The organism is Paenibacillus sp. 1011MAR3C5, assembly GCF_003591485.1.
GTDB lineage: Bacteria > Bacillota > Bacilli > Paenibacillales > Paenibacillaceae > Pristimantibacillus.
Map to the genome: position 1 here is coordinate 287,118 of NZ_QZCF01000004.1, position 22,721 is coordinate 309,838.

Annotated in this window: 20 protein-coding genes; 14 read left to right on the forward strand and 6 right to left on the reverse strand. The window is 50.1% G+C overall.

What is annotated here, in order from left to right; genetic code table 11:
- The first annotated feature begins 12 nt into the window (after positions 1-12).
- The 6 genes from D3P07_RS14975 (at position 13) to D3P07_RS15000 (ending at position 7,077) form a co-directional block, all read left to right on the forward strand.
- A complete protein-coding gene (locus D3P07_RS14975; protein WP_119801033.1) occupies positions 13-1,356 on the forward strand; it encodes an ABC transporter substrate-binding protein in 1,344 nt (447 codons plus the stop codon).
- A gap of 155 nt (positions 1,357-1,511) precedes the next feature.
- Positions 1,512-2,060: a GNAT family N-acetyltransferase gene (locus tag D3P07_RS14980; protein WP_119801034.1), complete on the forward strand. Its 549-nt coding sequence runs from the start codon at positions 1,512-1,514 to the stop codon at positions 2,058-2,060.
- Between the two features lie 73 nt (positions 2,061-2,133).
- Positions 2,134-2,679 (forward strand): GNAT family N-acetyltransferase, encoded by a 546-nt coding sequence (locus D3P07_RS14985; protein WP_119801035.1) that lies wholly within the window; start codon positions 2,134-2,136, stop codon positions 2,677-2,679.
- A 323-nt stretch (positions 2,680-3,002) separates the two neighbouring features.
- Complete coding sequence (locus tag D3P07_RS14990; RefSeq protein WP_119801036.1) at positions 3,003-3,887, forward strand: carbohydrate ABC transporter permease; 885 nt, start codon at positions 3,003-3,005, stop codon at positions 3,885-3,887.
- 135 nt (positions 3,888-4,022) lie between these two features.
- Positions 4,023-4,808 (forward strand): carbohydrate ABC transporter permease, encoded by a 786-nt coding sequence (locus D3P07_RS14995; protein ID WP_259391535.1) that lies wholly within the window; start codon positions 4,023-4,025, stop codon positions 4,806-4,808.
- Between the two features lie 7 nt (positions 4,809-4,815).
- Entirely contained in the window at positions 4,816-7,077 is a 2,262-nt protein-coding gene (locus D3P07_RS15000) for an FAD-dependent oxidoreductase (protein ID WP_119801038.1), read from the forward strand.
- Positions 7,078-7,211: 134 nt separating this feature from the next.
- On the opposite strand, the gene D3P07_RS15005 is transcribed toward D3P07_RS15000, so the two are convergent.
- From D3P07_RS15005 to D3P07_RS15020, 4 genes are all read right to left on the reverse strand, one after another.
- The gene (locus tag D3P07_RS15005) at positions 7,212-8,078 is read right to left on the reverse strand and encodes an alpha/beta fold hydrolase (protein WP_119801039.1); all 867 of its coding nucleotides are present in this window, start codon (positions 8,076-8,078) and stop codon (positions 7,212-7,214) included.
- Positions 8,079-8,282: 204 nt separating this feature from the next.
- A complete protein-coding gene (locus tag D3P07_RS15010) occupies positions 8,283-9,251 on the reverse strand; it encodes an acetylxylan esterase (protein WP_119801040.1) in 969 nt (322 codons plus the stop codon).
- 185 nt (positions 9,252-9,436) lie between these two features.
- On the reverse strand, positions 9,437-11,806 hold the full coding sequence (locus D3P07_RS15015) for a beta-propeller domain-containing protein (protein ID WP_119801041.1): 2,370 nt from the start codon (positions 11,804-11,806) through the stop codon (positions 9,437-9,439).
- Between the two features lie 136 nt (positions 11,807-11,942).
- The gene (locus D3P07_RS15020; RefSeq protein WP_119801042.1) at positions 11,943-12,350 is read right to left on the reverse strand and encodes a (deoxy)nucleoside triphosphate pyrophosphohydrolase; all 408 of its coding nucleotides are present in this window, start codon (positions 12,348-12,350) and stop codon (positions 11,943-11,945) included.
- A 164-nt stretch (positions 12,351-12,514) separates the two neighbouring features.
- Here D3P07_RS15020 and D3P07_RS15025 point away from each other — a divergent pair, with 164 nt between their 5' ends.
- The 4 genes from D3P07_RS15025 (at position 12,515) to D3P07_RS15040 (ending at position 16,602) form a co-directional block, all read left to right on the forward strand.
- Positions 12,515-12,883 carry a GntR family transcriptional regulator gene (locus D3P07_RS15025; protein ID WP_119801043.1) on the forward strand — a complete coding sequence of 123 codons (369 nt, stop codon included), beginning with the start codon at positions 12,515-12,517 and terminating at the stop codon, positions 12,881-12,883.
- A complete protein-coding gene (locus D3P07_RS15030; protein WP_119801044.1) occupies positions 12,880-13,761 on the forward strand; it encodes an ATP-binding cassette domain-containing protein in 882 nt (293 codons plus the stop codon). Before D3P07_RS15025 ends, D3P07_RS15030 begins: the two co-directional genes overlap by 4 nt.
- Positions 13,758-14,477: a hypothetical protein gene (locus D3P07_RS15035; protein ID WP_119801045.1), complete on the forward strand. Its 720-nt coding sequence runs from the start codon at positions 13,758-13,760 to the stop codon at positions 14,475-14,477. Before D3P07_RS15030 ends, D3P07_RS15035 begins: the two co-directional genes overlap by 4 nt.
- Before the next feature lie 193 nt (positions 14,478-14,670).
- On the forward strand, positions 14,671-16,602 hold the full coding sequence (locus D3P07_RS15040) for a sensor histidine kinase (RefSeq protein ID WP_182914338.1): 1,932 nt from the start codon (positions 14,671-14,673) through the stop codon (positions 16,600-16,602).
- 32 nt (positions 16,603-16,634) lie between these two features.
- On the opposite strand, the gene D3P07_RS15045 is transcribed toward D3P07_RS15040, so the two are convergent.
- Complete coding sequence (locus D3P07_RS15045) at positions 16,635-16,883, reverse strand: NHLP leader peptide family RiPP precursor (protein ID WP_259391515.1); 249 nt, start codon at positions 16,881-16,883, stop codon at positions 16,635-16,637.
- Positions 16,884-17,018: 135 nt separating this feature from the next.
- Positions 17,019-17,942: a methionine synthase I gene (locus D3P07_RS15050; protein WP_119801048.1), complete on the reverse strand. Its 924-nt coding sequence runs from the start codon at positions 17,940-17,942 to the stop codon at positions 17,019-17,021.
- A gap of 342 nt (positions 17,943-18,284) precedes the next feature.
- On the opposite strand from D3P07_RS15050, the gene D3P07_RS15055 reads away from it, so the two are divergent.
- The 4 genes from D3P07_RS15055 to D3P07_RS15070 all read left to right on the forward strand — a co-directional run bounded on the left by D3P07_RS15055 (position 18,285) and on the right by D3P07_RS15070 (position 22,711).
- Entirely contained in the window at positions 18,285-18,851 is a 567-nt protein-coding gene (locus D3P07_RS15055; protein ID WP_119801049.1) for a C40 family peptidase, read from the forward strand.
- A gap of 320 nt (positions 18,852-19,171) precedes the next feature.
- The gene (locus D3P07_RS15060; RefSeq protein WP_119801050.1) at positions 19,172-20,791 is read left to right on the forward strand and encodes an extracellular solute-binding protein; all 1,620 of its coding nucleotides are present in this window, start codon (positions 19,172-19,174) and stop codon (positions 20,789-20,791) included.
- A 178-nt stretch (positions 20,792-20,969) separates the two neighbouring features.
- Positions 20,970-21,854 carry an ABC transporter permease gene (locus tag D3P07_RS15065; protein ID WP_259391536.1) on the forward strand — a complete coding sequence of 295 codons (885 nt, stop codon included), beginning with the start codon at positions 20,970-20,972 and terminating at the stop codon, positions 21,852-21,854.
- A complete protein-coding gene (locus D3P07_RS15070; RefSeq protein ID WP_119801052.1) occupies positions 21,848-22,711 on the forward strand; it encodes a carbohydrate ABC transporter permease in 864 nt (287 codons plus the stop codon). Before D3P07_RS15065 ends, D3P07_RS15070 begins: the two co-directional genes overlap by 7 nt.
- The last annotated feature ends 10 nt before the right edge of the window (positions 22,712-22,721 follow it).

The following is a 22,721-nucleotide window of genomic DNA, read 5'->3' on the forward strand; positions in this document are numbered from 1 at the left end:
GGGGCTAACCGAATGAAGAATAGGAAGTGGCTTACAGTATCGGTCATGCTAGTGGTCGTGCTCAGCCTATTGGCAGGCTGTGCGGGCAATAAAGGGGGCAACACAGCACCGGCTAATGAAGGAAGCACGCCGCAGGAGAGCGCGCCTGCAGGCGGCGACGCCAAGCCTGTCAAGCTGAAGATGTGGGGAGGCGTGCCGCCGGAGTCTGGCCCGCAGGCTGTGGTGGATGCGTGGAATAAGGACAATCCGAACATCCAGGTGGAATACGTGCGGTTCGTAAATGACGATGACGGCAATCTGAAGCTGGACACGGCGCTTTTGACAGGCCAGGATGTCGATTTGTACGTCAACTATTCGCTAACTCAGGTGGAGAAGCGAATCGCATCCAATGTCGCGCTTGATCTTAGCGGATTCAGCGACTACAACATTGATGAGAAGATGGGGGCCGATGCCGCAGCCTGGAAGGTGAATGACAAGTACTACGGCATCCCGACGAAGAAAAACGTGTTTTTCGTTGCGCTGAACAAGGATGCGCTCGATAAGGCGGGACTTCCGGTGCCGAAGGATTGGACCTGGAACGAGATGCGAGCATATGCGAAGACGCTGAAGGCGGACTTTAATTACGGGCTTGTCCAGCATACTGAGCCGCTGATCGATCCGGTCGATTCCGCGTTGGTAAAGGCCAGATATACGAAGGAAGACGGCAGCTCCAATCTGGAGCATCCAGCTGTGAAGCAATGGCTGGAGACGATGAACGGCATGATGCGCGAAGACAAGTCGACTCCGCTTCTTGGCGAGCAGCTGACGTCGAAGATGCCGGTGGAGAATGTATTCCTCGGCGGCGAAGCGGCGATGCTGAATATTGGTGAATGGCTCATCCGCAGCTCGAACAATACAACAGACTTTCCGCGTGACTTCAAGATCGCTTTCGCACCGGTGCCGCGTCTGTCCGATGCGGCGGCAGACTTCGTCACTCGCGGCGGTCTCGGCGACTTCATCTCGATCAATGCCAAGTCGAAAAATCAGGATGCAGCTTGGGCGTTTCTGAAGTGGTACGCTGACGGAGGCATGGCACCGATGGCTGCAGGCGGCCGCTTGCCGGCATCGAAGGATGTCGATCAGGAGACAGCCTTAACGAGCTTGCTCGGCGACAAAGCGGATACGTATGACGTAGATTCCTTGCGTTATGTGTTATATGAGGATACGACGTCTACCTTCGTGCGCAGCGTTCCGCAGGAAGTGATGGACCTTCGTTCGCAGGAGTACGAGAAATATTTCCTCGGCAACCAGACTGCCGATGAGACGTTGGCTCGTATGGCGCAGCGTCATAACGATTATTTGAAGCAACAGAAGTAAGGTAGGTTTCGGGAAATCGTATATCGTCACCAAAGATCGTCCATGGAGCTCTGGAAGGAGTCCCAAGGACGATCTTTTTTTATTTGCATCGTTGAAGATGCACCGATATAATAGTTTCCAATATCTTGATTCGGAATATCAAGGAGGGTTGCCGCATGGGGAATGTAAGGCTGGTGAAGCCGTCGCTGGCTTACCGTGAAGCGTATATGGATTTTTATGAGGATTGGCTGACGGAAGGCGTCGAAGCAATCGTGCCTTGGGTTGTGGAAGGCGATCCGCAAGATTTTGAAGCTTATGTAGCATTCTTGTATGCTGCGGACAGCGAAGAGAAATTGACGGATGATGGTTTTGTACCGCATTCGACTTATTGGCTAATAAATGAAGAGGAAGAGATCGTTGGAGCGGTCAACATCCGTCATCGGCTTAATCAGAAGCTGCTAGAGAGCGGCGGACATATTGGCTACGGCATTCGCCCTTCGCGCCGCGGCAGAGGGTATGCGTCGGTACAGCTAGCTGAGGCATTGAAGGTAGTCAAAGGGATGGGAATTGAGCGTGTGCTGCTGGTATGCGATCATGACAACGAAGCATCGGAGCGGACGATTCGCCGGGCTGGCGGTGTGCTGGAATCCTTATTTACGACGGACAAGGGGGAAGTGTTGAAGCGGTTTTGGATTGATGGGAGGGAACAAGCAGCAGAGCTGTAGCGGATACAACCTACTCATCGCAGGGCCACAGCACGCGGTATGGAGTTAAGCACAATAAAGGAGGCGGCGTGACATGCAGCTGGAGACGGAAAGATTGATTATTCGGGAGTTTACTCATGAGGATCAGGACGCGGTGCATGAATATGCAGCAGATCCTGTTGTGACGACCCATATGATATGGGGTCCGAACTCGGAGGCGGATACGAGGGACTTTATTGTTCATATGCTCCGCTTGCAGGCACAGAAGCCGAGAGAAGGGTATGAGCTTGCAGTTGAGCTCAAGGATAGCGGGAAGCTAATCGGCGGCACGGGACTATACGTCTTGCCGGCCTCGCAGGGAGAGATTGGCTACTGCTTCAACAGGCCGTATTGGGGCAAAGGATATGCGACTGAGGCGGCTGGCGCCCTGTTGCGGTACGGCTTCCGGGAGCTTGGCCTTCATCGGGTCTATGCAACCTGCCGGCCGGGCAATATCGGCTCCGCAACGGTGATGCGCAAGCTCGGCATGACCTATGAAGGACATATGCGTGAGCATATGTTCCACAAAGGCAAATGGCATGACTCGCATTTGTATTCTATTCTGGAGCAGGAGTATGATGCGTTGCAGCGGCAGCTGTAAGAGAGTCGCGCAAGCATATATGTGCAGTAACCGGGTAACGAGAGCTAGGGGAGCATAGCAGAATAGCTAGCCTGCAGGAAAGGGCGCAGGGACATTCGTGGCTGACGAATGTCCCTGCGTTTTTTATGTTTTCAGGGGAGTAAGCGCTGCCGGATGTGACACAAACATAGAACAATTCTATGATAACGGCAGGTGGGTTGGAGGGCGGGAATTACGTCATTTTGTGATACGAATGCGGTGGAAATGTTCCTTATAAAGCCCTTCTCCTCCTTGGTAAGATAGGTTCAGCCAAAGTTAGCTAGCTTGCCAAGGGGGAGACGTATATGAAAACGAACAATTGGATGCGACGCCAATCCATGCTCGGCTATTTGTTTATCGGGCCGAATATGCTGGGCGTGCTGTTGTTCTTTGTAGTACCGGCAATCTATTCGTTCTATCTGATGTTCACCGATTACAAGTTCATGAATCCGGAGGTCAGCTTCGTCGGCATTGACAATATCAAGCGGCTGTTTCAGGATGAGCTATTCTATCTGTCGCTCAAAAATACAGTGATCTTCCTGCTGTCGGTACCCGTATCGATCGGTCTTGCGTTTCTGGTTGCCGTGGTGCTGAACGGCTCCGTCTATATGAAAAAGCTGCTGCGAGCGCTCTACTTCATGCCATACATTACAAGCGGCGTTGCCATCGCCTTTGTATGGATGCTGCTGTTCCAGCCGCAGCAGGGCCCGATCAACGGCTTCTTGCGTGCGATCGGCATCAGCAATCCGCCGGGCTGGCTGTCGACGACGGAAACGTCGATGCTTGCCATCGATATCATTTGGATCTGGTTCATGCTTGGCTATAACATGATCATCTATCTGGCAGCGCTGCAGGAGATTTCGAGCGAGCTGCTGGAGGCGGCGCGCATGGATGGGGCGAGGCGCTGGCAGGTTGTCCGCAGCATCATCTGGCCGCTTGTCAGCCCGACGACATTCCTGCTCCTTATTACGGGACTCATCATGACCATTAAGACGTTCGGCATCATTCAGGCCATCACGCAAGGCGGACCAGGCAACAGCACGACGATTCTGTCACTGTTCGTCTACCAGAATGCATTCCGTTACTACGATATGGGCTACGCCGCCACCATCTCTTGGGCGTTGTTCGCGCTGATTCTAATCATTACGCTGATCCAGTGGTGGGGACAGAAGCGCTGGGTTCACTACTAGAAGGAGGACGACTCGATGAAAACAATCGCAAACGCCACGAAGGCTGGCCAGCAGCCTCCTTCTTCTGAGCCGACACGCAAGAGAAGCAATCCGGCAGTCAGGAAGGGATTGTTCCAATCGGCTGCCACGCTGGTGATGCTGTTCTTCGGCATCCTGATGGTTGTGCCGTTCATATGGATGATCAGCACCTCATTCAAGACGCCGTCAGAGGTATTCCAATATCCGATCAAATGGATTCCCGCAGACTTCAAATGGGATCATCATGTCAAAGTGTGGACCGGGGAAAACAGCTTTGTTCACTATTATCTGAATTCCTTGAAGGTATCCATCATCAGTACAGCGGGCGCCACATTCCTGTCGGCTTTCGCCGCATACGGGTTTGCCCGTATTTACTTCAAGGGGCGCAATGCGCTGTTCATGATTTATTTGTCGATGATGATGGTGCCGCCGCAGGTGCTGTTTGTTCCCAAGTTTCTCATGTTCGACTGGGCAGGCATCTACAATACACATTTGGCGCTGATATTGCCAGGACTATTCACGATCTTCGGCGTGTTCATGATGCGCCAGTTTTTCCTGTCAGTGCCTTATGAGATATCGGAATCGGCGTTCATCGACGGAGCGGGTCACTTCCGCATCTTCTTCCAGCTCGTGCTGCCGCTGGCGAAGCCTGCGCTAGCGACACTGGCGATTATCGACTTCTCTTGGCATTGGAATGACTATGAGAATGCGCTTGTGTTTCTGATCGATGACAGCTTATACACCGTGCCGCTTGGCCTCCAAAACTTCATACTGGAAAATACGGTCGACTATAACGGCATGATGGCGGCAGCGACGGCAGGTATTATTCCGATGATTATTGTGTTTTTGCTGGGGCAGCGGTTTATTGTACAGGGCATTTCCAATACAGCGGTGAAGGGATGACGACAAGATGAGGATGGAAGAGATTCAGAAGGACGTAATCGTTGTAGGCGGCGGGCTTGCCGGGGTGTGCGCAGCCGTAGCTGCAGCGAGAAACGGGAGCACGGTCGCATTCATTAACAACCGTCCGGTGCTTGGCGGCAATTCCAGCAGCGAGGTGCGCGTGTGGGTGTGCGGAGCGACCAAGCATGGGGTGAACCGGTATGCCCGAGAGACGGGGATCATGGGCGAGATGTTCGTGGAGAATCAGTATCGGAATCCCGATGGCAATCCGTATATTTGGGATCTGGTTGTGCTGGAGACGGTGAAGGCTGAGCCGAATATTGAGCTGTTTCTCAATACGGATGTGCATGAAGTGGAAGCGGAAGGAGACGAGCAGGAACGGCGCATTTTGTCCGTAACGGGATGGATGATGGGTTCGGAGCGGAAGATTCGTTTCAAAGGAGACATGTATCTGGATTGTACCGGGGACGGGCTTGTTGGCTTTCTGGCAGGGGCCAAATACCGGATTGGACGGGAAGCGAGGCATGAATACAACGAGATTTGGGCGCCTGAGCAAGCAGATGATGTGACGCTGGGCAGCACGATCCTGTTCTATACGAAGGATGCGGGCCATCCGGTGAAGTTCGTGCCTCCGAGCTTCGCGAAGGACATTACGACGACTTCGATTCCGATAAAACGGGTTATTCGCAGCGGCGATTCTGGCTGCCATTACTGGTGGATCGAATGGGGCGGGGAGCTGGATACCGTTCATGAGAATGAGCGTATTCGGGATGAGCTGTGGGCGGTTATCTATGGCATCTGGGATTATATCAAAAACTCGGGCAAATTCGACGCGGAGACGATGACGCTGGAGTGGGTGGGGGCCATTCCGGGCAAAAGGGAGTTCCGCCGCTTCGTGGGGGATTATGTGCTGACCCAAAATGATATTATCGCGCAAGAACCGTTCCATGACCGTATCGGATTCGGCGGTTGGTCGATTGATCTGCATCCCCCTCAGGGTATGTACGCCACAGAGAGCGGCTCCAAAAACATGCATCTTGACGGTGTCTACTCCATTCCGTTCCGCTCGCTGTATTCTGTGAACGTCGGTAATCTGTTGTTTGCCGGACGGAATATAAGCGCAACGCATGTTGCCTTCGGCACGACACGCGTCATGGCGACATGCGCCGTGATGGGAGAAGCCGCCGGTACGGCAGCGGCCTTATGCGGCAAGCTTGGCATGTCACCGCGCAAGCTCTATAACGAGCACTTGGCGACGCTGCAGCAGACGCTGCTCCGTCAAGACGCGTCTATCGTAGGAATAGCAATCCCCGATGATGTGGACTTGGCGCTGGCCGCTCAGATCAGCGCCTCCTCTACACTTACCCGGTTTGCTTTGGAGGAAAGCAGCGGAGAGACGTACAGGCTGGAGCATGAGGCGGGACTGCTTCTTCCGGTAGAGCGCGAGCTTCGCGTGCTGGAGCTGCTGGTCGATGCGGAGGAGGATACCTTGCTCCGGCTCGAGTTATATGATACCGGAAGGCCGGACAACTATATTCCGAGCAGCGTGCGCGCATCGGCCGAGGTTCAGCTGAGGCAAGGGGAGCGCCAATGGGTGAGCGTGCCTCTCACATGGGAGACGGAACAATCGCAGAATGCTTTTATCGTCATTTTGCAAAACAAAGCGGTTAGCCTGCACCTGTCGAGCCGTCCGCTCTCCGGCGTGCTGGCGTTCGAGAAGCGTCCTGCGCCGAATGCGGCGCGCGAGCTGGAAGACCTGGACCCGACACAGCCGGTGCTGGAGTGGAGCATGAAGCGGCTCATCAGAAGGCCGTTCTGCTTCCGCAGTAATGCCGCAGCGGGCGTCTACGAGCCTGCCAAAGCGGTCGACGGCTTCTTGCGGCCGTATGGCGGGCCGCACATATGGATGTCCGACTCGATGGAAAATGACACAGCGCCTTGGCTGCAGCTGGAGTGGCAGAAGCCTGTTGAGATTGGAAGGATACAGCTGATCTGGAATGATGACGTGAACGAGGATCTGATCAATCTGCATCATCACCGTACAGCCTTCGAGGTGATTCCGGAGCTGGTGATGGATTACCGGATCGAGGCGCTGATGGAAGGAGCATGGAAGCCGCTCTTCGAGATTCGCGGCAACCGTAAGCGCCGCAACGAGCTGAAGCTGGGCGCCACTCTCAAGACTCAAGCGCTTCGAGTCGCAGTGCTGTCGACGAACGGCACTTGTCATGCCGAGCTGGTTAGCATCCGGGTGTATAGCGAGAATGGATAAGCCCGCCGTTTCTCTGTTCGATTAGCCTTGTGAGCTGCTGCTTCTCCTATCGAAAGCATAGAAGCAGGCAGCATCCAAAAAAGAAAAAGCCTCCAACCCCGCAATAGGAGCGGGGTTGGAGGCTGCTTCTTGTTTTAAGAGATTAAAAACTTGCGGATTTCCTTCATATACAGCTTTCTCTCCGTAATCATGCTAAGATGCCCGGCATGCTTGAACCGCAAAAAGTCGGCATCCGGGAATTGCGAGCGAACCGCATCCCGTTCTTCCTCCGAGAAGGATGCGTCGGCGGGAGAATCGATAATTAGCATATTGCTTTGATCGAATACCGGGCTCGCAGACGGGACAGGTTTCGCATCCAAATTCAGCATACACTGATAGATCGCAAGAAGCTCCTGCTTCGTCTGGCTTCGTATAAGCTCTTCGAAGTACCATTGCCAGAAGGGCACATCTTCGGCGGGCATCGAACGGAAGTGCTTCTGAATTTTGTTGCGGGATACGGTGATGAACATGGAACGCGGGACCATCTTGACGATGCGTATCAGATTTCGAATACGAACGATTCGCTTTTGGCTGGGAACGGCTGCGGGGTCTGGAGATGCGGTGGTGGTATGGGACAAGATGATTCTATCGATCCGGTGCGGAACCTTTGATAGCAGCGCTTGCGCGACAAGGCCTCCGAAGGATTGGCCTAGCACATGAAATAATTCGATATTCTCATGCGCCATAATGGCAATGATTCCATCCGCCAGCACTTCGATATCCTCGGCTTTGCCGTAATAAGGAGCAATGACAGTATAGCGGCTCGACAGCTCCATAAAATGTGCGAAAAACGCTTCGCCGCTTCCTAGACCGCCAGGCAACAGCAGCAGCGCTGGCTTTCCCTTGCCGCTTATATGATATCTCCATTGCAGTCCGTCGTACAGAATGGTTTGCTTGGGATAGGTTGTTCGGAACGCAATCAATTGCTCGAATAGCGGGTGCTCAATAGCGGCTCTGGGCATTCCATTCACCTCGCAATCCCAATTGTTTCCTTAGGGAAAAATTATTTGCCATGGTAAAAATAATAATGGAAAATACGCGTATTGTCAATGGTTGGAAAATAAAGAACGACAGAAGGGGAATGCGCGTGCATTTCCCTTCTGTCGATGGAAGCCGATACGAGCCTTGTGCAGCCTGAGGCAGACAGGGCGATACGGATAGGCTGGTCAGGCTTGCTGCAAATGATCCATGAACAGCTGCAGCCTGGTCGTAATTGAACCGGGCATAAGCTCGTGGCCGAAGTATCGGTATACAGCTATATCCTTCGGGCACTGGAGATGGTTAAAGACGGCAAATACGGTCGACGGTGGTGTTATGTCATCGACTAGTCCGATCGTCATCCAGGAATAACAGCGAATACGCGGAGCCAGATTGACCAGATCGAAGTAAGATAGCGTTCTGAGCGCGTTCGTCTCGATCTCCGGGTTGCCGGAATGCCGCCGGAAATATTCATTCAGCTCACCATATGGACCGCGCGGCGCGAGATCGATCGACCGCTGGAAGTCAGACAGATACGGATAGTCCGCGACCGCAAGCCGCGGTTTATCGGATAACGCAGCTGCCGCAAGGGTGATGGCTCCGCCCTGACTCCCGCCTGTTACGGCAATACGCTCACTATTGACCTCCGGCATCGCGGCTAGAACGTCGATCGCGCGTACGGCATCCATATAGACCGCTCTGTAATAATATTCGTTTTTGTTCTGAATGCCCTTCGCCATCCAGCCCGTCACATGCCCGTTCGACGACACGACGTTGTCGACACTCAGGCCGTGCTGGCCGCGGCACATCATCTTCATAACCGCATAACCTTTCAGCGCCAGGTTGACGGTCTCATGAATGTCGCTGTCCTGGCACCAATTGTAGCCGTGATACGATACGATTCCCGGCAGGGGATCGGTCCCCTCAGGCAAGGCCAGCAGGCCTTCAATGGTCGCATGATGGAAGCCGGTATACAGCACGCGGTACACTTTGACCCCTTTGACAGGATAGGATAGCTCGGTGCGTTCATAATGGAGTGGGACCTCCGCAAGCTTCTCCAGGGTAGCATTCCAGAAATCGTCGAAGTCGTCTTGTCTGGTCGGCAGCGGCTTATAGGCGCGAAGCTGCTCCAAGGGCAAGTCATAAGGCTGTGGCATGTCGAATTCCTCCTCAGGTTAGCGTAGCTTCTGTTTCTAAATGAGTTTATTCGCGGCTTGATTTAAAGCGGGCGATGCACTTCTTTTATGTACGGACAATAGTATACCAGATTCGCCAGAACTATCGTGTAATTCGAAAAATAGTGAAGGAGGACAGTCTATCCCTGTCCTCCCTTGTGCAGCTTTTAGGGGTATAGAAGCGAGCCGCGTTCCTTTAGATCGTTCAGGCTATTTGCTTTCAGCATAGCATCCGACAACGTATACAGGGAATCTCCCGCATACATAATGCGTCTGACAGCCTTCGAATGGTTATAGCCATACATTCCGCTCTTCAGCATATCCTCATTCGACAGATGCGTAATCCGGTCTCTCAGTTGGAAGCCCTTCTCCAGATCGAGGCTGTACACGTAGGCGCCTTGATAGGCAAACCGGCCAAAGTCGAACCCAGTGCTGTCCTTGTCTTCGATCTCATAAAGCGTGACAGGGAAGGCCAATAGCCCCTTTTCTCTGGAAAATAACAATGCTTTGTAATCGTCCAGCAGCTCCGAGTGCGTCCCGGTGGCTCCGATGATTTCCTTGAACTTCTCCTTGGGACGGCTTACATCGCTGACGTCGAACAGGGCGACCTTCATGCCCGTGGTTATGGCTGCCGTCTCATTCAATGATCCGAGGCTCATGATTTCAGTTGTGTCCTTGCCGAAGCCGATAAGATGATTCTCGTCATACGGATGCAAATAATCGCTGTATCCCGGAATCTTGAGCTGGCCAAGAATCTTCGGCTGCTGAGGGTTGCTCAGGTCGATGGCAAAGAGGGGGTCCACTTTGCGGAAAGTGACCATGTAGGCGCGTTTGCCCATGAAGCGCACCGAATACATACGCTCGCCCGGCGCTATGCCATCCAGCTTCCCTACGATACGGAGCTTCTCGTCTAAAATGTAGATTTGACTGGACTCTCCCGGATGGTCGGATGCGAGATCGCCGTTCGTCAAGGCAACACGGAAGTAGCCTTCGTGCTCATTCATCGAGAACGGGTCGGTGACGTAGCCGGGAACGCTTCCTTCGCCCATATAGAGCACGCTGCCATAATCCAGGCGGAACTTGTGGAATTTCGTAATCATTTCAAAAGAGCTGCCCTTTGCCTTATGGATCATCTGAGAGACATAGAGATGCCGTTGGGAGACAAATATTCTGTCGCCAGACCCCAAGTAAGCCGATACTTGAAGCTGTCCTTCCGACTGACCCAGATCGATAGACCCGACGAGCAGCATCGAATAGTTCATAATGTCGGGGAAGTAATGGATATCATCAAGCGATACGCTCTGCGGCTTATCGGATACAGCTGAATCGGTATAGCGGGTACGGAAGGTGGATGCCAGCTCATTGAAGTCCGTCTGCTGTCCGGTAATGGCATCCAGATGAAGTCCTTTTGACTTGGCATATAAGGAATAATTGCGATAGAACTTATTCGTGATGATGTATAAAGCATCGCCGATCTTGCGGGAGGACAGGTAGCTGCCTTCCTGCTCCAGCATGCGCTTCAGCTTGGGCTGGCCGTTGCTTTGAAGGTCGTAAATATAAGATTTCACCGATTGCTTGATCTGTGGAGGCGGCAATAGTGCCATGCTTTCGCTCTCAGGCAGCACGGTGACTTGCTCATTCTGGGGCTGAACCGTGCCTGCGCCATCGTCTGTCGAATGCCCGATTACGATTAGTCGCATATCGTCTACATACAGTTGCTCGGGTTGGAATTGCTCTTCCGGCCCATACGTTAATACGCTGGCTAGACGCGGTTTGTCAGGGTTGGCGATATCCGTAATGACCACGCGAGAGCCGCTGATCTGATAGATGAACCGGCCGTCGGTCTTGGCCCAATCGGCTTCGTCTACGCCGCTGACTTGAATGTTCGTTTGAGAGTAGTCGGTGTCAGGTGTGCCGGCTTCTCCAGCAGCTTCCGTTACTGGCGGAGCTGAGCTATCTACGGGGACTTCTTCTCTGCCTTGGATTGATAATCCCGGAAGCGAGAGGATGGCGCTGTCATCTGTCGGAGTCGACTTCAACAGCTCGATCAGCTTCTCTTCTGTTCCGATAGCCGGGAGCTTCAGCGGCTTATCCATATGGACTGTACGCGTCAGGCCATCCCATGCCACAACGGTTCCGAGTGCTTCGGATATCGCCCGAAGCGGGACGAACGTTATGCTGCCCACGGTACGCGGAGCTGCAGTGAGCGTGATGGATCTTCCTTGCGCCAGCATCTGCTTCGACCCGATCGTAAGCAGGGCTTTCCGTTCGCCTTTGGTCAACAGAATGGTTCGCTCCCCATTGTTCTTGTCGTACGTGACCGTCGCTCCCAATGCTTCGGCAATTTCCCGGACAGGTACGAGGGTAGAGCCATGTTCGATAAAAGCGGGCGCCGCAAGCGGCAGCTCCTTGCCTTCCAATTCGATGCGAATCGGCTTCTGCGACGCGTGAGCCTCGCTTGAAGCTGTCCATGGAAGCGATGACGGAAGGCATAACGCGATCGCCAGGCAAGCCGCCAATAGGGCAGTTCGCTTCATGAGCTTGTTCCTCCTTTTGATAAACAGAATGAATGAGGTGTTGCTCGTTGCATCCGTGCCATAACCTGTTGTTGTTATCACTTACAACGTAAGAACTCTTCCAGAAGTTACAATATCTATCATCATGCTCTTGCCACTAAGATTCGTGTGATTCTGATCTCCTTAAGGCATCGACTGTAGGCCAATCTGCTGGAGCCCATTCCAGCTCTGTCAGACGGCTGACCGGCAGCCATAGCAGGCGCTCATGCTCACGCGCCACAGGTGTGCCGCTTGCCAGCTTGGACTCGTAGGTGACAAGCCGCACACGGATAGAAGGATACTCGTATATGACGTCTGCGATCTGGCGTCCTACTTGAATGGCGCAGCCGAGCTCCTCCTCTATTTCCCGCACCAGACATTCTTCCGCTGACTCGTTCGGCTCCAGCTTGCCGCCGGGGAACTCCCATAATCCCGGCATGGACATGGTCACGGATCGAAGCGCGCACAGCACATCCCCGTCATGATTGCGGATAACAGCCCCTGCTACATAGATGTATTCGGTCACGCTGACTTCTCCTTTGCTTGTTTACTTCTCTCTTCACATGGTAAGGGAAACCATATTTGTACACAAGATCATTCGGTTTTTTCAAATTGGGCTTGACGAACATAAACAGAAGTTGTATGGTTAGTTACATAAGTAATGAACCATATAAGCGATGAGGTGATGGCGTGTTCGATGAACGAAGTCCGATCTATCAGCAGATCGCTGATCAAATCAAGGCTGACATTGTATCCGGTGCATTGAAGGAAGAGGAACAGGTGATGTCGACCAATCAATATGCGGCTTTTTACCGGATCAATCCGGCTACGGCTGCGAAGGGCTTTCAGCTTTTGACGGAGGAAGGCATTTTGTATAAGAAAAGAGGGATTGGCATGTTCGTAAGTGCAGAAGCGCGGCAGACGTTGGTTCAAGCGCGCAAGGAACGTTTCTTCGAGGAAGTTGTCGACCGAATGGTGGAGGAAGCGAGGCAGATCGGCGTTCCGATCACGGATATCTTGAACCATATTGAAAGTCGGAAGGAGGGCGAGAGACGATGACGTTAGGCATTGATATAAGAGGCGTTGGGGTTCATTATGGACGCACCGCAGCGGTGGACAATGTGTCCTTCAGGCTGGAGGGCGGCAAAATCTACGGTTTGCTTGGACGGAACGGATCGGGCAAGACCAGCCTGCTGTCGACTCTTGCTTCCTTTAGACAGCCTTCAACGGGTGAAGTGCTGATCGGCGGCAAGGTTGCGTTCGAGAATGCGGAAATTATGAGCCAGGTATGCTTCATTCAAGAAAATGGCCATATGACGGACGGCTACAAGGTAAAGGATGCGATCAAGCTGGCAGCAAGCTGCTGGCCGAATTGGGATGAGCAATATGCGAATCATCTGCTGGACCTGTACCAGCTTCCGCTTAAGAAGAGTATCTCCAGCTTGTCGAGGGGCATGAAGTCGGCGCTTGGCGTTACGCTTGGCCTGGCGAGCCGGGCTCCTGTTACGATATTCGACGAAGCGTATCTAGGCATGGACGCTCCTACGCGGTATGCCTTTTATGACGAGGTGCTGCGCGATTATATGGAGCATCCGCGCACCTTCATTCTTTCGACTCATCTGATCGAGGAAGTGGGCAATTTGTTCGAAGAGGTGCTCATTCTGGATAACGGACGATTGCTTTTGCACGAAGAATCGGAATCGCTGAGACAACGGGGCGTCTCCATTACCGGACCGGCTGAGCGGGTGGATGAATATGTGGTTGGACTGCAGGTGCTCGGGGAGCAGACGCTCGGCAGGACAAAGTCTGTGACGGTATATGGAGAGCTGAACCAGGAGCGTGTGAACCGTGCGCGTACGGACGGACTGGAGCTCGGGCCTGTGCCGCTGCAAGATCTGTTCGTGCATATGACGAAGAAAGGAGGCGGGGGAGTATGATAGCGAAACGAAAACACCCTATGCTGATTGTTGCTAATAACCTTTGGAGCGGCTATCGAACCTCGCTCATTGGGTATTGGATCATATTCGTTGCGATTTTTGTTGGGATTCACTTGGGGTTGCCAATCAATATGTCAAAAGAGTTGGGCATCGGGGAGGGCATCTGGGCGGGCGCCAGTATATCGCCAAAGATATACCTTCTGGTAATCGGCATTCTGCTTACACCGGTATCCTTGTCTAGCTTCGTCTCCAGCGGCATAACCCGCAAGCATTTTGTAGGAGGCGCTATGCTATTCACCTTGCTTATGTCGCTTATAAGCGCAATAGTGATGGTTGTCGGTTTCCCTGTGGAGCGTTTGCTGACAGATTGGTTCGGAGGGCAGGAGATTCTGGTTACGCCTCCGCTGCTGCAATCCGGCGTGGAGTTTTTCCTCGGATTTCTTGGTTATTTCGCTATTGGCTGGATGATCGGGAGCGGGTTCTACCGTTTTAGCTGGCAGAGCGGCATTGCAATCTCTATCCTGTCCCTTGTCCCCATTATATTCATTGAAATGGTGAGCGGTACCGGACCGATTGAGCTGTTCGGTTACACCATGACAAGGCCGTCGGTGTCCTTTATGGTCGAAATGCTGCTCGTTCTGCTCATAGTTTGTATCATAATGGCATTGAATTATGGCATGCATCGTACGGTGGCTATTAAGCGCAAATTGATCTAATTGATGTACTCAATATGTCCTGATGCTGATCGCTTCTTCATGAAGTGAGAGGCAATCGGGACATTTTTTTTGCAAAACAGCCCATTTAGACTGTTGCTATTATTTTTGGAATAGAGGAAAATGTTAGTAGGAAAATTTTGCTGAACATTGTCGAATTATGAAAAATATTTCAATGCAAAGAGGTCGGTTATCGGTGTCTATTCTGGGGGAAACACGAGGATTTATATACAAAGTCGCCATCTTATTAGTGCTTTTGTCCTTTCTAGTTCCGGGGGCCCAGCTTGATGCGGAGAGCAAGGAGCAAGTCAATGCCATTACGGAATGGCAAATGCTTTGGGAGCAGCCCGGTGAAGAGATGACGATTGAACAAGTTAGCGCGCTAGGCGATCAAGGATGGTTCCCCGTCAAGGCAGGAGGGGAGTATCCTGTCGTGCCTGAAGATGTGAAAACCGCATGGATTAAGTTTCAGTTGCCGGAGTTGACTCAGATTCGGCCAGCTATGGAGTTTAATCGGTTACTCGCATCAAGTTTAATCATTTATATTGACAATAAAATAGTATATGATCTACAACGGGAGTATCCATACGATTTTAATGAATTTTTCATTCCATTATTTACCTCTGAGTCATATAAGGATGTCTATATTAAACTAATTAGAGATAATCATAGAATCGGGATTCAAGCTGAAATTGTAATAGGAGAATCAGATGAGTTAACGCGAAGGTTTGTAAAAGAAGATTTAGTAGATGTTATCTTAGGGGCATCTTTAATCTTTATCTCTTTTTTTATGCTGGTAAGTGTACTATTTTTTAATCGTTCATTTGTTCCTGGATGGAATTCTTTGTTTTTGGTTATGCTTTCTATCGGATTTATGATACTAACATACTCATCATTTATGGATAAATTATTTCCCGAGTACGGGAATGTTCTTTATTACATATTTGATGTAGCATCATCAATTCTAATACCCTCAATCTTTTTCTTTTTTGAAAAGGTTTTTGGCAAAGGTCCCTTTGGAGTTGTACGATATTTTAGAAACTTTCAGTTTTTCTTTACTGTACTATATTTATGCTTAATTATTGGAAGCATTAAAAGTGAGAAGTTAGCCAAACTATACGACATTATAGGAGTTGGCGGTTTTGGATTTTCAGTAATTGTAGGTAACATTATATTGATTGGTTCTTTGATCGTATATTGTAAAAAGGGCAATAAAGAAGCAATCATTTTAGCTACAGGATTTAGTATTTTTGCTTTAGTCGGTGTGGGTGAAGTTTCTTGGTACTTTTTAAGTAATAAAATGCATATGATGTTTTTTTGGAAAATAAGCCTTCTATTTTTCCTAGCATCATTGATAATAATCCTGGTTAGAAAAGTAATGCAAAATTATGAGAAAGCTATTATGTACTCTAAACAAATTGAGATTTTCAACAATGAGTTACAAAGGTCAGAAAAAATTGAAACTATTAGCCATTTGGCAGCTTCCATTGCTCATGAGGTACGTAATCCATTGCAAGTTACACGGGGATTTCTTCAACTACTTGGTCAAAAAACAAGCGGGGAAAGGGATAAGAGTTATACAACCCTTGCCATTAATGAATTAGATAGGGCATCAGAGATTATTACTGATTTCCTAACGTTTGCAAAACCTGATTTAGGAGATATGCGAGAGTTGAATTTAACAAATGAATTGCAACAAATAGTAGCTATTTTAGAACCTCTTGCAACAATGGAAGGTGGAACGTTAAAAATCTCATTCCAAGAAAATCTCTATATTGATGGTAATTCATCTAAATTCAAACAGGCATTGATAAATATCATTAAAAATAGTATTGAAGCATTTAAAGATGATCAAGGGGTAGTAGAAATAACTGCATTTTCCGAAACAAATGAAGATATGATTGAAATAAAAATAAAGGATAATGGTGAAGGGATAGACGAGACAGATCTTAAGAAACTTGGAGAACCGTATTATTCGAAAAAAACAAAAGGAACTGGTTTAGGATTAATGGTAACTTATCGAATTATAGAGGCCATGAAAGGCAGTATTCAGTTCAGTAGTGTTAAAGGTCAAGGAACGGAGTGCTGTATAAGAATCCCAAAAATAAAAAAAACCGATAACTCATAAGTGAGTTAATCGGTTTTATTGAATTTGTACCATTACCATCTCGGTACGCAGACCTGAGATGTCAAGCTATCTTTATCATCCGGCTTCTTAGGCAGAACTAGGTAGAAAGTATCATCCGTTTCTTCCAGCACTTTGAGGTTGAACTCTGCCGGAATATCGATACCAAATTCTTTTAGAATGGCAGCTTTCGGGTCAGTCAGCAGATGCAGTCTGAATGCGCTGTCCGCCCAAGCTTTTTCGATTACTTGCTCTCTTAATTCATTTTCTCGATCGCTTGGCACCGTAATCATCCTCTCAAATATGTATAGGATTACCAAGACTAGGATAGCATGATTATTCGACATTTACTACAACTTTTTTACTATATTCTACACGCTATAGTCTTTCGGTTCTAGGATAATGGGCTTGTATGCAATTTAAGTGAAAAAGTTGATTCCGCCGCCAAGCGCTTTCCGTTTCGCAGTTTCTATCCCGGCAGCTATATCGCGTAGACTGCTTACCATATAGTCATGGTACTCCACGATAGCTGGGATGCGTTGGCCAAGCTTCATCAGACTGTCATGGTTGCGATTCGCAATTTCCGCATATCGATTCATGCAGCCAAGTACATAGATCTGCGACTGTACCGCTTCCTTGGAGAGCGATCTCAAGGGAGTGCCCGTCTCGGAAGCAATCATCGCAAGAAGTCCATTATAGCTACCCTCCATCATATCCTCCTGCCAGTCCGCCCAGTCATCCAGCATCTGCAGGGTCATAAGCGCCAGATCGATCGATTGTTCGACCTCACCAATTCGCTCCTCGCATCCGGCTAGCAGACACGCGCCAACCGCCGAGATTTTCACGGGACCAGCTTTTCCGGCAGTACGAATAGGATCATGGATAAAGAAATCTGCTTCCGCTTCATTTACCACGCAGTCCGCCCAGCTTATCACGTAACGGTCGTAGTAGGTCCAGAATGGACTTTCCGAAGGGAACAGCTCCCGGAACAGAGCGTGCATCTCCAATTGCAGGAGGCTTGCCAAAGAAAGTTGAGACTTCACCCGCTCAATCTGCGTACTATCCATTACATCATCAAGAATAAAAAAGTAAAGCATGCCATATATATTGGCAAGCGCCAGTCTATCGGACTGCTCGTCCGAAATGCCGGTAATCTCCTGCATCCAGTACGGCAGCAATACACATATGTAGTCTTTGCCTTTATCGGAATCATCCAGCGGATTATATTTGTCAGCATATGCATTGCCGATGTCGTCCAGCGGGCGAGGGAAATGTGAAATGCGCGATTGAGCTTCGCGGAATACGGATGTCAAGTTGTGAATATGTCGTTGGTACCAGTCCATCGTAACCGATCTCCTGTTCATGAATAGAGTAGGATATAAGGAAACAAGCCATTTTTCCCTACTATATCATGGCGGCAGGCGGGGGTCCTACAAATCCTTACAGAATATGAATTTAATTTGATGAAACTTTTCATTTGATAGGTTGAGTAAAGCTGGGAAATCCAGTAGAATGAAGAAGGACTGATGACGTTCATCAAATTTTCACTTTTCTCTTCCATGAGAGGCTGGGCACAACTGGACTAAAGTCGAGGGTCATCTATTACCTGAGCAGGTTAATTATTTGCGTCTCCTGCATTAAAGTTAATACCTAGAAGAGTTCTTTCATGTGGAGGTCAGAAAGTCATGAACAGAGATAAAGAAATATATGTATTGCTAACCGATACCGGAACCGTCTTAACGAAAATTATAAGATCCTTCACGAAAGATCCGCTCAATCATGCGTCTATTGCTTTTGACAAGGACTTGAACGAAGTATATAGCTTCGGCCGGAAGAATCCAAGCAATCCTTTCTTCGCTGGATTCGTGAAAGAAAATGTGCGGGGCGATTTTTTTGAAGAATCGATGTGCGCGTTATATAGCTGCAAGGTAAGCCAAGCGACTTACAACAGCATTCGAACTCAAATTCAACATTTCGAACAATATCATGATCTATACAAATATAATTTGGTGGGTATGCTTGGTGTTGTATTCAACATCGAGTGGGAACGCCGCTACGCTTACTTCTGCTCTCAATTCGTTGCTACGGTGTTCGAGAGAAGCGGTGTAAGCCTGGTAGACAAGTCACCGCTGCTAGTAACGCCTGGCGATCTGCAGCACACGCCGGAGCTGGAGCTGGTCTATCACGGAAGGCTCCATTCCTACACAGGCTTCGAGGGCATGCCGGCAGCCAGTGCATTCCGTACTGCTTAATCCCAAAGATCTCTGCAACAGAGGTCTTTTTTTGTTGTCGTGTGACCCTTGTCAGATTCCGGCCCATTCGAGCGAATAGGTTTATTTTTCGTGCCGCCAGTTTAGCATTTTCAACCGATTTAGCAAATTCCACAGCCTCAAAACCCTTGATAGGACTGGATTCATGCTTATTTCAATCAACAGAGGGTGCAAAAAGAAGACGAAAATGAAAACGCTTTATTTACGATGCTGCCGAACCCTCTATACAATGTGAATCAGCCGGATGACGGTGAACTTGCTATATGGACTTAGCCAAACCATACCACAGGGAGGAAACAGAGATGTCAAAGAAGCTGATGACAGTTGTACTTGCATTAACGCTAGTCGCATCCATGCTCGCTGCCTGCAGCAGCAATGGCAACAGCGGAGGCAACAGCCCGAGCGCGGCGCTGACCCAGTCGGCAACGCCGACGGGCGACGGAGGAGAAGCGGCGAATCAATATGGAGATACGGGAGGGCTGACGCTGCCGCTCGTCGATAAGCCGACCACGCTGACCTGGATGCTCGTAAGCGACAATCCGGTTAACGACAAGATGATTGTAAAAGAAATTGAGAAGCGCACCGGCATCAAGCTTAATATTCAGAACTATTCCTCGGCGACCTATCAGGATAAGCTGCGGGTGACGCTGGCGTCGGGCAAGCTGCCGGATATCTTCCACGGTCTCAAGCCTGCCGAGCTGAAGAAGATCGGCCAGCAGAACGCTGTTGTCGCTATTAACGATTACACGGATATGCTGCCGAACTTCAAGAAGCTGTACATCGACGAGAATCCGTCGGTTATCGCTTCCCACGGCGACCAGAACGGCAAGCTGTACAGCTGGCCGATCTACAATATGAACCGCGACGTCAATCACGGCATGATGTTCCGCAAGGACATCTTCGACAAGCACGGCATCCCGGAATGGACGAATACCGATGAGTTCTATGAAGCGCTCAAAAAACTGAAGGAGCTGTACCCGAATTCGTATCCAATGGCTTCCAAGACGAAGGAATACATTTTCCGCGATCTGGCTTATGGCTGGGGTCTCGGCAGCGCAAACTATCCGGCTTATTATGACGAAGCGGAGAAGCTTTGGAAGTTCGCATCCACGCAGCCGAAGCATAAGGAAATGCTTGATTTCCTGAAGAAGCTATATGACGAAAAACTGCTTGATCCCGAATTTCTGACCGATACGCCGGACTCCTGGACATCGAAGATGACGACAGACAAGTCGTTCGTGACATGGGATTGGATTGGCCGTCTGGATTTGTTCTACAACCAGATCAGCGCAGAAAACCCGGAATATGATATGCGTTACGCCAATCCGATTGGACCGACAGGCAACATCAGGACACTGGCAAAGATCGATACGAACTTCGGTATTGCTGTAGCCAACAACCAGAACAAGGAAGCGGCGCTTAAGCTGCTCGATTATTTGACAAGCCCGTCGGGGGCAGCTCTTGTGACGCTTGGCGTGGAAGGAGAGACGTTCAACTTCGATGAGAATGGCAAGCCGGTCTATCCGGAGCTGACGGATGTCCCGCTGATCGATATTAAGGTGCTGGAGGACCGTTACGGACTATGGCTGGAGGGCATGTATCTGGCACCTGACCGTCGCTCCGTCTATTACAACTTCACCGAAAAGGAGCAGGAAGCGCAGGATAAGATACTCTCGGCGAATAAGTTCGAGCCGATGGACCCCGAGCTAAACTTGACCGATGAAGAAATCGCGATTGCTGCGGAGTATCAGGTAGCGCTGGAGAAAGCGGCCAATGAGTTTAACGCGAAGTACATCCTAAACAAGTCGTATGGCGAGAAAGAGTGGACAGAGTGGCAGAAGACGGCGGAGAAGCTGGGCGCAAGCAAGTATATGGAAGTCTATAATGCTGCGCAGAAGCGTCTTGACGCTTCCGCAAAATAAGTAAGGTATCGGTCACGATGATGCGTGCGGTGTCTGCTTCCGATCAAGGGACGGACGCCGCCGCCATCGCGTTAGGAGGGAACGGCACATGCCTAGTCCAGTCACCGGGACGACAGTCAATAAGCATAAGCAGCATTCCGCTTCATTCCGATCGCGGCTGCATGCGACCTGGAAGCATATGAAGCGCGACAGGCAGCTTCTGGTTTTATTTATACCGTGTATTGTATTTTATTTATTGTTCCGTTACGGTCCGCTTTATGGACTAATCATAGCGTTCAAGGATTACAGCGTCTTTCAGGGTATTATGGGGAGCGATTGGGTAGGACTGAAGCATTTCGTCAAGTTTTTTACAAGCGATGACTTCTATCTGCTGTTCAAGAACACGCTGCTGCTTGGCTTCTATTCGCTTATATTCGGATTCCCGTTTCCGATCATCCTTGCGATTCTGCTTAATGAGGTAAGGGTGAAATGGTTCAAAAAATCGGTACAAACCTTTACCTATCTCCCGGCATTTCTATCCGTGGTCATTATTAGCAGCATGATTATTGACTTCCTCTCGCCGGGCAGCGGCATCATTAATCAGTTCATCGCGTGGATCGGACTCGAAAAAATTTATTTTCTTATCTTGCCGGAGTGGTTCCGGACGGTTTATGTGGTATCCGATATATGGTCAACCGCCGGCTATGAAGCCATTATTTATCTAGCTGCGATATCGGGCATTAGTCCGACGCTGTACGAAGCGGCAAGAGTGGACGGCAGCAGCAGGCTGCGCAGCATTTGGCATATTACAATACCAGGCATTCTGCCGACCGTGCTTGTCATGTTCATCCTGAAGACAGGCTCAATGATTCGTGTCGGCTATGAAAAAGTGCTCCTGCTCTATACGCCGACAACCTACGAGGTGGCAGACGTCTTCTCGACATACGTCTACCGCAAAGGCTTGCTGGAGACGAACTACAGCTATGCTGCGGCTGTCGGCATGTTCGAAGCGCTGATTGCCATGATCATGCTGTTATCCGCTAATTTCATCAGCAGAAAGCTTGGGGGGCGCGGCTTATGGTAGGAGAATCGAGAATTACGCTGTTTGGCCTGTTCAACGGCTTGGTGCTCACGATTGCAGCCTTGGTGACGCTGTATCCGATCGTCTATATATTCGCGATCTCGCTCAGCGGCACATCTCAAGTCATTCAGGGCAATGTATGGCTGTATCCGATTGATCTGAATTTCAAAGCGTATGTGGATGTGCTGAAGGATGTCCGTATTCCGCGCGCCTACTTGAACACCATCCTTTACACGACGCTTGGCACGTCCATTAACCTGCTTGTCACGGCGATTGCCGCGTACCCGCTGTCGAAGCCGGATTTCCTGTGGCGGAAATATTGGATGTTCGGCATCGTACTGACGATGTTCCTGAATCCCGGCATTATTCCGAATTACTTGATCGTCTCCGAGCTGGGACTGACAGATACGGTCTGGTCGCTCGTTATCCCGAATGCCATCTGGACGATGGAGCTTATTATTCTGAAGAGCTTCTACGAGAATATGTCTTCGCAGATCCGAGAAGCTGCTCTCATTGACGGCGCTTCCGAATACCGGATTTTGTTTAACATCGTCATCCCGCTGTCGAAGCCGGCGCTTGCTTCAATCGGTTTGTTCTATTTCATGGGCCATTGGAACAGCTTTTTCCTGCCGATGATTTATTTGAATGATTCGGACATGTATCCGCTCCAGGTCGTGCTTAGGGATATGCTGATCTTCAACGAAGGCAGTGGAGCAAGTCTGGTAGATGCCTCCGCGCTGGCGCCGCAAGCAAAGAAGAATGCTACGATCGTATTGTCGATGGTGCCGGTATTGCTTATTTATCCGTTTGTGCAGAAGTATTTTGCCAAAGGTGTGATGTTGGGGGCGGAGAAGGGGTAATACCTCTCTC

Bases quoted from the DNA above. Each gene is read 5' to 3' on its own strand.
- D3P07_RS14980 (WP_119801034.1), top strand. From the start codon at position 1,512: ATGGGGAATGTAAGGCTGGTGAAGCCGTCGCTGGCTTACCGTGAAGCG.
- D3P07_RS15060 (WP_119801050.1), top strand. From the start codon at position 19,172: ATGTCAAAGAAGCTGATGACAGTTGTACTTGCATTAACGCTAGTCGCA.
- D3P07_RS14975 (WP_119801033.1), top strand. From the start codon at position 13: ATGAAGAATAGGAAGTGGCTTACAGTATCGGTCATGCTAGTGGTCGTG.
- D3P07_RS15070 (WP_119801052.1), top strand. From the start codon at position 21,848: ATGGTAGGAGAATCGAGAATTACGCTGTTTGGCCTGTTCAACGGCTTG.
- D3P07_RS15010 (WP_119801040.1), bottom strand. From the start codon at position 9,251: ATGCCACAGCCTTATGACTTGCCCTTGGAGCAGCTTCGCGCCTATAAG.
- D3P07_RS14985 (WP_119801035.1), top strand. From the start codon at position 2,134: ATGCAGCTGGAGACGGAAAGATTGATTATTCGGGAGTTTACTCATGAG.
- D3P07_RS15055 (WP_119801049.1), top strand. From the start codon at position 18,285: ATGAACAGAGATAAAGAAATATATGTATTGCTAACCGATACCGGAACC.
- D3P07_RS15065 (WP_259391536.1), top strand. From the start codon at position 20,970: ATGAAGCGCGACAGGCAGCTTCTGGTTTTATTTATACCGTGTATTGTA.
- D3P07_RS15000 (WP_119801038.1), top strand. From the start codon at position 4,816: ATGAGGATGGAAGAGATTCAGAAGGACGTAATCGTTGTAGGCGGCGGG.
- D3P07_RS15030 (WP_119801044.1), top strand. From the start codon at position 12,880: ATGACGTTAGGCATTGATATAAGAGGCGTTGGGGTTCATTATGGACGC.
- D3P07_RS15015 (WP_119801041.1), bottom strand. From the start codon at position 11,806: ATGAAGCGAACTGCCCTATTGGCGGCTTGCCTGGCGATCGCGTTATGC.
- D3P07_RS14995 (WP_259391535.1), top strand. From the start codon at position 4,023: ATGCTGTTCTTCGGCATCCTGATGGTTGTGCCGTTCATATGGATGATC.
- D3P07_RS15050 (WP_119801048.1), bottom strand. From the start codon at position 17,942: ATGGACTGGTACCAACGACATATTCACAACTTGACATCCGTATTCCGC.
- D3P07_RS15005 (WP_119801039.1), bottom strand. From the start codon at position 8,078: ATGCCCAGAGCCGCTATTGAGCACCCGCTATTCGAGCAATTGATTGCG.
- D3P07_RS14990 (WP_119801036.1), top strand. From the start codon at position 3,003: ATGAAAACGAACAATTGGATGCGACGCCAATCCATGCTCGGCTATTTG.
- D3P07_RS15035 (WP_119801045.1), top strand. From the start codon at position 13,758: ATGATAGCGAAACGAAAACACCCTATGCTGATTGTTGCTAATAACCTT.